Source organism: Peptoniphilus obesi ph1 (genome assembly GCF_000311865.1).
Lineage (GTDB): Bacteria > Bacillota > Clostridia > Tissierellales > Peptoniphilaceae > Peptoniphilus_E > Peptoniphilus_E obesi.
This window is the reverse complement of sequence record NZ_HE978581.1, coordinates 408,790-419,012: the sequence shown is the minus strand read 5'-3', so window position 1 is coordinate 419,012 and position 10,223 is coordinate 408,790. Positions and strand designations below refer to the sequence as shown.

General features: G+C 31.6%; 13 protein-coding genes, 7 tRNA genes and 1 other annotated feature. Of the genes, 19 read left to right on the top strand and 1 reads right to left on the bottom strand.

Features of this window, described 5'->3' with window-relative positions; all coding sequences use genetic code 11:
• The first annotated feature begins 17 nt into the window (after positions 1-17).
• The 16 genes from HGPB_RS05830 (at position 18) to rplL (ending at position 6,484) form a co-directional block, all read left to right on the top strand.
• Positions 18-103 (top strand) — tRNA-Tyr (locus HGPB_RS05830).
• Positions 104-109: 6 nt separating this feature from the next.
• Positions 110-183, top strand: a tRNA-Gly gene (locus HGPB_RS05825).
• 12 nt (positions 184-195) lie between these two features.
• A tRNA-Arg gene (locus HGPB_RS05820) sits at positions 196-272 on the top strand.
• Between the two features lie 6 nt (positions 273-278).
• Positions 279-355, top strand: a tRNA-Gln gene (locus HGPB_RS05815).
• Between the two features lie 3 nt (positions 356-358).
• Positions 359-434, top strand: a tRNA-Lys gene (locus HGPB_RS05810).
• Between the two features lie 4 nt (positions 435-438).
• Positions 439-527: transfer RNA gene (locus tag HGPB_RS05805), tRNA-Ser, on the top strand.
• Positions 528-579: 52 nt separating this feature from the next.
• Positions 580-655 (top strand) — tRNA-Lys (locus HGPB_RS05800).
• 189 nt (positions 656-844) lie between these two features.
• Positions 845-994: a 50S ribosomal protein L33 gene (gene rpmG, locus HGPB_RS05795; protein WP_019132770.1), complete on the top strand. Its 150-nt coding sequence runs from the start codon at positions 845-847 to the stop codon at positions 992-994.
• A 20-nt stretch (positions 995-1,014) separates the two neighbouring features.
• The gene (gene secE / locus HGPB_RS05790) at positions 1,015-1,230 is read left to right on the top strand and encodes a preprotein translocase subunit SecE (RefSeq protein WP_019132769.1); all 216 of its coding nucleotides are present in this window, start codon (positions 1,015-1,017) and stop codon (positions 1,228-1,230) included.
• A gap of 11 nt (positions 1,231-1,241) precedes the next feature.
• The gene (gene nusG / locus HGPB_RS05785; protein WP_019132768.1) at positions 1,242-1,832 is read left to right on the top strand and encodes a transcription termination/antitermination protein NusG; all 591 of its coding nucleotides are present in this window, start codon (positions 1,242-1,244) and stop codon (positions 1,830-1,832) included.
• Between the two features lie 54 nt (positions 1,833-1,886).
• A complete protein-coding gene (rplK, locus tag HGPB_RS05780) occupies positions 1,887-2,312 on the top strand; it encodes a 50S ribosomal protein L11 (RefSeq protein ID WP_019132767.1) in 426 nt (141 codons plus the stop codon).
• Between the two features lie 43 nt (positions 2,313-2,355).
• Positions 2,356-3,057 (top strand): 50S ribosomal protein L1, encoded by a 702-nt coding sequence (gene rplA / locus HGPB_RS05775; RefSeq protein WP_019132766.1) that lies wholly within the window; start codon positions 2,356-2,358, stop codon positions 3,055-3,057.
• A gap of 103 nt (positions 3,058-3,160) precedes the next feature.
• A complete protein-coding gene (locus HGPB_RS05770; protein ID WP_019132765.1) occupies positions 3,161-3,838 on the top strand; it encodes an MgtC/SapB family protein in 678 nt (225 codons plus the stop codon).
• 9 nt (positions 3,839-3,847) lie between these two features.
• Positions 3,848-5,341, top strand: a complete 1,494-nt coding sequence (glpK, locus tag HGPB_RS05765) for a glycerol kinase GlpK (RefSeq protein WP_019132764.1) — start codon at positions 3,848-3,850, stop codon at positions 5,339-5,341.
• A 52-nt stretch (positions 5,342-5,393) separates the two neighbouring features.
• Positions 5,394-5,524, top strand: a sequence feature (ribosomal protein L10 leader region).
• Positions 5,525-5,532: 8 nt separating this feature from the next.
• Complete coding sequence (rplJ, locus tag HGPB_RS05760; RefSeq protein WP_019132763.1) at positions 5,533-6,075, top strand: 50S ribosomal protein L10; 543 nt, start codon at positions 5,533-5,535, stop codon at positions 6,073-6,075.
• 22 nt (positions 6,076-6,097) lie between these two features.
• Positions 6,098-6,484, top strand: coding sequence for a 50S ribosomal protein L7/L12 (gene rplL, locus HGPB_RS05755; protein ID WP_019132762.1), 387 nt, complete (start codon positions 6,098-6,100; stop codon positions 6,482-6,484).
• A 563-nt stretch (positions 6,485-7,047) separates the two neighbouring features.
• Here rplL and HGPB_RS05750 read toward each other — a convergent pair.
• On the bottom strand, positions 7,048-7,803 hold the full coding sequence (locus HGPB_RS05750; protein WP_019132761.1) for an EFR1 family ferrodoxin: 756 nt from the start codon (positions 7,801-7,803) through the stop codon (positions 7,048-7,050).
• A 120-nt stretch (positions 7,804-7,923) separates the two neighbouring features.
• Between HGPB_RS05750 and HGPB_RS05745 the strand changes: the two genes are divergently transcribed.
• The 3 genes from HGPB_RS05745 to HGPB_RS05735 are packed head-to-tail and all read left to right on the top strand — an operon-like array spanning position 7,924 to position 10,222.
• On the top strand, positions 7,924-9,285 hold the full coding sequence (locus HGPB_RS05745) for an aminotransferase class I/II-fold pyridoxal phosphate-dependent enzyme (RefSeq protein ID WP_019132760.1): 1,362 nt from the start codon (positions 7,924-7,926) through the stop codon (positions 9,283-9,285).
• Positions 9,282-9,899 carry a dTMP kinase gene (gene tmk / locus HGPB_RS05740; RefSeq protein ID WP_019132759.1) on the top strand — a complete coding sequence of 206 codons (618 nt, stop codon included), beginning with the start codon at positions 9,282-9,284 and terminating at the stop codon, positions 9,897-9,899. The genes HGPB_RS05745 and tmk overlap by 4 nt, the downstream gene beginning before the upstream one ends.
• A complete protein-coding gene (locus HGPB_RS05735) occupies positions 9,896-10,222 on the top strand; it encodes a cyclic-di-AMP receptor (RefSeq protein WP_019132758.1) in 327 nt (108 codons plus the stop codon). Before tmk ends, HGPB_RS05735 begins: the two co-directional genes overlap by 4 nt.
• Position 10,223 lies beyond the last annotated feature (1 nt).

The following is a 10,223-nucleotide window of genomic DNA, read 5'->3' as shown; positions in this document are numbered from 1 at the left end:
AAAACTATTATTTATAAGGAGGAGTTCCCGAGTTGGCCAAAGGGGACGGACTGTAAATCCGTTAGCTTAGCTTTCAGTGGTTCAAATCCACTCTCCTCCACCAAATTTTGCGGGTGTAGCTCAGTGGTAGAGCCCCAGCCTTCCAAGCTGGTTGCGAGGGTTCGATTCCCTTCACCCGCTCCATAATAATTTTAAGCACCTATAGCTCAGTTGGATAGAGCAATGGACTTCTAATCCATGTGCCGGGGGTTCGAATCCTCCTAGGTGCGCCAAAATATTGGGGTGTAGCCAAGTCGGTAAGGCACCAGACTTTGACTCTGGCATTTCGTAGGTTCGAGTCCTGCCACCCCAGCCATTTGACCCATTAGCTCAGCCGGTAGAGCACTTGACTTTTAATCAAGGTGTCGCGCGTTCGATTCGCGCATGGGTCACCAAGATGGAGAGGTACCGAAGTGGTCATAACGGGGCGGTCTTGAAAACCGTTAGGGTGTAAGCCCACGTGGGTTCGAATCCCACCCTCTCCGCCAAATTTTAGATATTGAATTTTTTCTCAATATCTTTTTTTATGCTAAATACCATGACCCATTAGCTCAGCCGGTAGAGCACTTGACTTTTAATCAAGGTGTCGCGCGTTCGATTCGCGCATGGGTCACCATATAAAAATATTTATCAGTATTTGATAAATATTTTTTTTATTGTAAATAAAATAGCCTCTATAATAGCTAAATGTTGCTATTTATAGGGCCTTAATCTTTACAAATATACTAGCTTGTGATATCATAGGTTAGTGAATCTAAATATATTTATGACTCTGTAAGTATATTATCTTTTAGGAGGTGTTTTTATGGCCGATAAGGTAGTATTAGAATGCTCTGAATGCAAGAATAGAAACTATGTTACTTTTAAAAATAAGAAAAATACTACACAAAGACTTGAGTTAAAAAAGTACTGTAAGTTTTGTAAAAAACATACAAATCATAAGGAAACCAAGTAATCTTTTTAGGAGGTTAGAAATTGGCAAAACAAACAATTAAGAAAGATGATCCAAAAAGTCTTTCTAGATATTTTAAAGGAGTAAAATCTGAATTAAAAAAAGTTGTATGGCCAACTAGGAAAGAACTTATTAACTACAGTATTATCGTAATTCTAGCAGTTATTGCTTTTATGTTACTATTCCTTGTATATGACAAGATTATTATGTTCTTATTAAGTAGCTTTATTTATAAATAAGGTGATATAAAATGGATGAACATTTAAAAAATCAAGAAATTAATTCTAATGATGAAGTTAGCCAAAGCCAAGCAAGTAATGAAGATAAAGCTAGATGGTATGTTGTACATACATATTCTGGTCATGAAAATAAGGTAAAGGCTACAATGGAAGCATTGGTAATTAATAGCAATATGCAAGATTATATTTTTGATATTCAAGTTCCAATGGAAGAGTACGTTGAAAATAGAGATGGAGTTAAGAAAGTCAAGGAAAGGAAGATTTTCCCATCTTATGTACTTGTAAAGATGATTATGAATGATGAATCTTGGTATATTGTAAGAAATACAAGAGGAGTTACTGGGTTTGTAGGACCCGGTTCAAAACCTGTTCCTTTAACAGAAGAAGAGGTTAAAAACTTAGGAGTAGCTTCTAATAAAGAGTTATTTGATGGTTATGAAATCGGAGATAATATAAAGGTTATCAATGGACCTTTCAATAAATTTTCTGGTGTTATAGAATCATTTAATTATGAAAAAGGTAAGGTAAAAGTTTTAATTTCTATGTTCGGCAGAGATACTGTAGTTGAATTAGACTTTAATCAAATTGTTAAACAAAGTTAACTAGTTTAGCTTAATAGTGGGAGGGGAATCCCGTAGACCACAAGGAGGAAAGAAATGGCAAAGAAAGTAGTAGCAATTGTAAAATTACAAATTCCAGCTGGAAAAGCAACTCCAGCGCCACCAGTAGGTACAGCACTTGGACCTCACGGTGTTAACATTATGCAATTCACAAAAGAATTTAATGCAAAGACTCAAGATCAAGCAGGGTTAATTATTCCTGTTGTTATGACTGTATATCAAGATAGATCTTTTACTTTTATAACTAAAACTCCACCTGCAGCTGTTTTAATTAAAAAAGCTATTAATTTAGGCTCTGGTTCAGGAGAACCTAATAAGAAAAAAGTAGGTAAAATAACTAAAGCTCAAGTAAAAGAAATTGCTGAATTAAAGTTAAAAGACTTAAATGCTGCAAATGTTGAATCAGCTATGAATATGATAGCTGGTACTGCAAGAAGTATGGGTGTAGAAGTAGTAGATTAAGTGGGAGGAAATAATCCGATAATACCACAAGGAGGGAATTTTAATGCCAAAAAGAGGTAAGAAATATATAGAAAGTGCTAAACTGGTTGATAGAGAAAAATTATATGATGTAGAAGAAGCTATTGAATTAGTTCAAAAGACATCTACAACAAAATTTGATTCAACAGTTGAATTAGCTTTAAGACTTGGAGTTGATCCAAAGCACGCAGATCAACAAGTTAGAGGTACAACTGTACTTCCTCATGGAACTGGTAAAACAAAAAAAGTTTTAGTAATTGCTAAAGCTGACAAAATTAAAGAAGCTGAAGAAGCTGGAGCAGATTTTGCTGGTGGGGAAGAATATATAGAAAAAATCCAACAAGAAAACTGGTTAGATTTTGATGTTCTAATAGCTACCCCAGATATGATGGGTGTAGTAGGTAAGATCGGTAGATTATTAGGACCTAAAGGACTAATGCCAAACCCAAAATCTGGTACAGTAACATTTGATGTAGCTCAAGCTGTCGAAGAAACTAAGGCCGGAAAAATCGAATACAGAGTTGATAAATCAGCTATAATTAACGTTCCTATTGGAAAAGTTTCATTTGGAACTGAAAAATTAACAGATAATTTTAAGGCTGTTATGTCTGCAGTTATAAAAGCTAAACCAGCATCTGCTAAAGGTAAATATTTAAGATCAGTTACTTTAGCAACAACAATGGGTCCTGGAATTAGACTTAACGGCTCAAAATTAATGGAAAAATAATATCCTAAAAGATATAAAATAAGAGTAGAAAATTTCTACTCTTATTTTTTTATACTTATTTTACAAATATGCTGGTAGAATATATTTAGGCGGTGATTTTTTTATGATAAATTTAGATGAAATAATTTTAGATTTAGATATAGATTTATTTTTAAAATTTTCTATAAGATTACTGCTTGCTTGTATAAGTGGTTTGCTTATAGGAATAGAAAGAAAAAGAAAAAACAGAGAAGCTGGAATAAGAACTCATATGATTGTTATGTTAGGATCTTGTCTTGCTATGTTGGTATCTAAATACGGATTTTATGATACTATAAATTATGATGCTTCAAGGATAGCTGCTCAAGTTATAGCGGGCATTGGTTTTTTGGGTGTTGGTATAATTTTTGTAAGAGAATATGACATCAAAGGTTTAACAACTGCTGCAGGAATTTGGACATCATCAATTATTGGACTTGCTTATGGAGCAGGGTTAATTTTAATCGCGATTTTAGTAACTATTATGATGTTTATAATTCAAATTTTTATTTTTGAATGGTTAGATTCTGACCAAGAAAAAATAAAGAAAATTATAATCATAACTAACAAATTTAAAACAATGCATTCAATAGAAAAATTTTTAGAAGAAGCCAATATAAAGCATAAGGAAAAAATGATTGGTTATGATGAAAGAGGAATAAAAACTTTTCTTAAATATAAAATTATCGATAAGAAGGATAATGACTTATTCATAGAATATTTAGTTAAAAATGAAGATGTAAATAAATTTTATTTTGTATAGAGGTTTGATATGGGAAAGTATGTTATGGCATTTGATGCCGGTACGACAAGTAGTAGAACAATTTTATTTGATCAAGATGGGAAAGTAGCTTCACTTGCACAAAAGGACTTTACTCAATATTTTCCAAAACCAGGCTATGTGGAACATGATGCTAAGGAAATTTGGTCAACACAAATAGGAACAGCAGTCGAAGCTATGACAAAAATTGGAGCAAGTGCAAAAGATATAGTTTCGATTGGAATAACTAACCAAAGAGAAACAACTGTAGTGTGGGACAAAAATACGGGAGAACCAATCTACAATGCTATTGTTTGGCAGTGCAGGAGAACTTCATCCTATTGTGATAAATTAACAGAAGAAGGTTATGTTGACCTATTTAGAGATAAGACAGGTCTTGTTATAGATGCTTATTTTTCTGCAACCAAAATTAAGTGGATACTTGATAATGTTGAAGGAGCAAGAGAAAAAGCAAATAAGGGAGAATTGTTATTTGGAACAATAGATAGCTGGTTAATTTGGAATTTAACAGCGGGTAAACTACATATAACTGATTATTCAAATGCTTCTAGGACTATGTTATTTAATATACATGATTTGAAGTGGGATGAAGAAATATTAAAAATTTTAGATATTCCAATGTCTATGCTTCCAGAAGTTAAAGATTCAAGTGAACTTTATGGACATACTGATATTAAATATTTTGGAGATAAAATACCAGTAACAGCAGCGATAGGTGACCAACAGGCGGCACTTTTTGGACAAAATTGCTTTGAAAAAAATGATGCCAAAAACACTTATGGAACTGGAGCCTTCCTACTTATGAATACTGGTGAAGAAGCTCAAAAATCAGACAATGGACTCGTTACTACAATAGCTTGGTCAATAGATGGAAAAGTTAACTATGCTTTAGAAGGTTCAATATTTGTGGCTGGATCTGCTCTACAATGGTTAAGAGATGAGCTTAGGATAATTGATTCAGTTGAAGATAGCGCTTATATGGCATCAAAGGTAGATGACACTAATGATTGCTATGTTATTCCGGCTTTTACAGGACTAGGAGCCCCATATTGGGACCAATATGCCAGAGGTTCAATAGTTGGTTTAACTAGAGGAGTTAATAAATACCATATAATAAGGGCAACTTTAGAATCCATTGCCTATCTCTCAAATGATATCTTGCTAGCTATGTCATCAGACTCTTCAGGAAAAATAAAAACTCTTAAGGTAGATGGCGGAGCAAGTAAAAATGACTTTTTGATGCAGTTTCAAGCAGATATATTAAATGTTGATGTAATAAGAAAAGAGCAGACTGAATCAACAGCGCTAGGAGCGGCCTTGCTTAGTGGACTTGCAGTTGGATTTTTTAAAGACTTAGAAGATTTAAAAAAGAAAAATAAGGTAGATAAGATCTTTAAGCCAAATATGAGCGATGAAAGAAGAGAAGAATTGTTAAAAAAATGGCATAAAGCTATAAATTATGCAAAAGACTGGGCTAAAAATTAAATAAATATAAATCTCACATTTTTTATTGACAAAAGTCTTAAAAGATGTTAATATACTCATTGTTAATTGACCGCAGACAGTAGGTAGCGCAAGCTTTAATATCCTGCCGAGGTAAGTAAACGAGAAATATATTCGTATTCTTAATCTCATCATGTCTGCGATGAGATTTTTTTATATTCGGGGGTGAAAAAATGAGAGAGGAAAAACTTCAAGCTAAAGCCCAAACCGTTGAAGAAATTAAAGAAAAAGTTCAAGATGCACAATCAATTGTATTTGTAAACTACAGTGGACTAAGCGTAGCTGATGCAACTGAATTAAGAGCACAATACAGAGAAGCAGGAGTATTTTATAAAGTTTATAAAAATACTATGATGAAACGTGCTTTTGAAGAACTTGGTTATGATGAATCTATAAATGAATTCTTAAAAGGACCAAGTGCAGCAGCATTTTCAATGGAAGATCCTGTTGCAGCAGCAAAAGTAACACAAAAATTTGCTGATGAACACGAATCAATAGAAATAAAACTAGGTTTAGTAGGAGACAAGTTTATTTCAGTTGATGAAATTAAAGATCTTGCTAAATTACCATCTAAGGAAGTATTGGTTGCTCAAGTACTTGGTGGCTTAAACGCACCAATTCAAGGTTTAGCAAACGTATTAACTGGAAACTTAAGAGGACTTGCAGTAGTATTAAATGCTATTGCTGAAAAGAAAGAACAAGAAGCGACAGCTTAATTTAAATTTGGAGGTATAAAAAATGTCAGAAAAAGTAGAAGCACTTATTGAAGAAATAAAAGGTTTAACAGTATTAGAATTATCAGAAGTAGTTAAAGCTCTAGAAGAAGAATTTGGAGTTTCTGCAGCAGCACCAGCAGCAGTAGCAGCAGCACCAGCAGCAGGCGGAGCAGCAGCACCAGCAGCTGAAGAAGAAAAATCAGAATTCAACGTAGTTCTTAAAGAAGCAGGAGCAGAAAAAATCAAAGTTATCAAAGTAGTTAAAGATTTAACTGGTCTTGGACTAAAAGATGCTAAAGCATTAGTTGATGGCGCTCCTAAAGAAATTAAAGAAAATGTAGCTAAAGAAGAAGCTGAAGAAATGAAAGCTAAATTAGAAGAAGTTGGAGCAGTTGTAGAACTTGCATAATTTATACAAAATACAATTTAAGCTATAAGATAAAGCAGTCTGAAATTTTCAGACTGTTTTTTTTGTATTTAAATTCAAATTAATAAATAAAAACAAGTTTTGTATTAAAAATAGTTTTTGATTTGAGATAGAAATATTAATCTGAGATTCAGATATTAATCTAGGATATTGATTTTTAATTTTAGATTTAGATATCAAGTTGAGTTATCGATTTTTAAGTTGAAATATAGAATTAAAACTAACTTTTATATTTGAAAAAGCAAAATGATTTAATAAAATGAAAATATTTAATCAAAAAAATTGATAAGTAAAAAAATAAAATTTATATAAAGTGGTTTTTAAACTGGAATTTAGATATTAAGTTGAATTATTAATTTTGAGATTAGGATATTAAGTTGGGTTATTGTTTTCTAATTGACTTTTAGATATTGATTTAATAATTTATTTTAAACTATAAAAGTTGAGCGTTTAGGACAATAAAAAGACCTCCTCTTAGATTTTTTTGTTATTATTGACAAATTAATTTAAGATGGAGGTTTTTTATTTGTTCGTTTAAGTTTTATTTATGCTTTTGGGCATAGATACCTATTTTTGCCCTTACTTTTAGATCCGTATTCAATAGCTTGAGTTGGGCAGGAACAGATGCAAGCCATGCAATGGGTGCAAGTTCCCATCCATTTTACTTTTTTATCTTGGATTTTTATATTATTTAGTGGACAAACTTTTTCGCACTTGCCACACAAGATGCACTTATCATTGGCTAAGAATTTTTTATCAGAAACAAAGAATTTATAGAAAACATTGTGGACAAAAGAGCTTTTAAACTTATCTAAAAATCCCACTTCAGCTTCTTTTATTGCTTGATTATTTCTAATAACTTCAATCAAATCATCAATGTTTTTTTCTGAAGAATTAATAATTTTTAGAGACTCTTCTTTATTTGGGACAGAGAACATGGCTATGTAATTTTCAGGCATAATAATTCCTGCACTTCCCTTATAGTTTAAATTTAGTTTTTCTGCTAATAATTTATTATATTTTTTTGCATTTCCAATCTCATCCCCGCAAGTTAAGACAAAATAGGTGGCCAAATTTTTAAATTTTTCTATATCTAAACTTAAAAAATAATCTCTTAAAAGATTTGGAAGTCTCCAACTATATGTTGGACTTACAATTATCAGACGGTCCTGACCTGCTACATCTATCTTTTTATTTGACTTAATATAATCATTTAGAGAAATCATTTCATCTTTTAAAGATTCATTGAGCCTACTTGCTACATACTTACTATTTCCAGTACCAGAAAAATAAACTATCATATAATATCACCTACAGAAATTTTATCACATAACAAGAAAATTGTTTTGCTATAAGTTTTCCTATTTTTAATGTCTGGATAAATTTTAAAAAGCAATGATATAATAACTATAGGTGAATAAATGCAAAGATATATTTTTGAAGAAATAAAAAAAGTAAAAGATCAGGTTAGTTTTTCTATGCCAGGTCATAAGTCAAAGGATATATTTGATTTTGATTTTTCCTATGACATGACAGAAACTTTAACTACTGATAACTTGTTAGAACCAAAGACAATAATAAAAAAATCACAAGAAGAACTTGCAAAAGCCTATGGAGTCAAATCTTCATATTACATAGAAAATGGATCAACTTCTGCAATTCATATAGCCCTAAGTCTTGTTACAAGGCCAGGGGATAGGGTTTTAATCCAAAGAAATTCACACATAAGTGTCTATAATGCCTTGATACTTAATAGGCTAGAAGCTGATTATATTTATCCTAATTATGATGATAAGAAAAATATTTTAACGGGCATATTTTTAAAAGATTTAGAAAACAAATTAAAGGAAAATGATTTTAAGGCCTTGGTCTTAACCAGTCCAAATTATTTTGGCCTATGCTTAGATTTAGAAAAAATTTCAAAACTTGCCCATAAATATAAGGTAAGACTTATAGTTGATGAGGCCCATGGTGCCCACTTAAAGTTTTCAGATTATGAAAAATATTCAGCAATAAATTATGCGGATATTATTATTCATTCAACCCACAAAACTTTGCCAAGCCTTACTCAGTCTGCCCTCTTGCATATAAATTTTGACTTGGAAAAAGAAAAAGTTTTAAGGATGATGAAAGTTTATCTATCTAGTTCTCCATCTTATCTTTTTATGATGTCATCAGAGTTTGCTGTTGATTTTATGATAAGAAAGGGTAGAAATATTATCAAACAAAATTTATCTCATATAGAAAATTTAAAAGAAAGTTTAAAAAATGTTAATTTCTATAAAAAAGATGATACAGATCCGACTGTTGCTTGTTTGGATCCGAGTAAAATTTTGTTTTCAATAGATGGTTATACTGGTGCTGATATTGTTAAAAGCTTATTTTTAAGCTATAATATACGTTTAGAAATGGGTGATTTATATTACGCCTTGGCCTTATCAAGTGTAGCTAATGATGAAAAAGATTTTGAGGCTTTAGGATCTGCTCTTTCTAAATTTAAAAAGAAAGACCCTATTGCTATTAAAAAGATTTATATAGAAGAGGCAAAGAAAAACTTAAGTTTGTGTGATGCCTTTTATGCAAAATCAAAAAATCTTAAGCTAGATCAAGCAAAAAATCATACTAGTGCTAGTATGGTTACTGTTTATCCGCCTGGAGTTCCAATTCTTGTTCCAGGAGAAATAATTAGCGGGGATATTATTGATCAGATAAGGCAGTATCAAAAAGAAGACTTAGAAGTTATTGGATTAAATAATGAAGATATGATTGAGGTAGTTGAATGAGTGCTTTATTTGTAGCCTTTGAAGGACCTGATGGTTGTGGAAAATCTACAATTGCAAATCTAATATATGAAAAACTAAAAGATGATTATCAACTTGTAAGAACAAGAGAACCAGGTGGGTCTGATATATCAGAAAAAATAAGAGATCTAATATTAGATAATGATAATTATAAGATGTCTTATAGGACTGAGGCTCTTTTATATGCAGCATCAAGAGCTCAACATGTTGAAGAAAAGATTTTGCCAAGTTTAAAAGAAGGAAAGATTGTCTTGTGTGAAAGATTTACTCTTTCTTCTCTTGTATATCAAGGATATGCTAGAGGGCTTGGTTTTGAAAGCATAGAATGCATAAATGAATTTGCTACAGAAGGTTTAAAACCAGATATAACTTTTTTATTTGATACAAAAAATCTAGAAACTGTTAAGAGAAAACAAAATGAAGATGCAGATAGGCTAGAAAACAGCTCAGATGATTTTCATAATAGGGTAAAAAAAGCCTATAAAGATTTAATTGATAGTGGAAAATATACTGTTATAGATGCAAGTCAAGACATTGACCATGTACTAGAGGATTGTTTGAGTATTTTATATAGTAAATTGGAGGGAAAACAATGAAGCTTATTATATCCATTGTCCAGGATGTGGATGCTGATATTCTTATTGAAGAAATAATAAAAAAGAATTTCAGAGTTACAAAAATAAGCAGTACTGGTGGTTTTTTAAAAAGTGGTAACTCTACTCTTGTATCAGGAGTTGAAGATGATCAAGTTTTAGAATACTTAAATATTGTAAAAAATAATTGCAAGACTAGGGAAATTACAAAAACAATAGAGACTATTAATATACCAGGACAGGCGATGATTCCTGTGCCAATTCAAGTTAAGGTTGGCGGAGCGAATGCTTTTGTCTTAGATGTGGAAGAATTTAAGAGGTATTAGG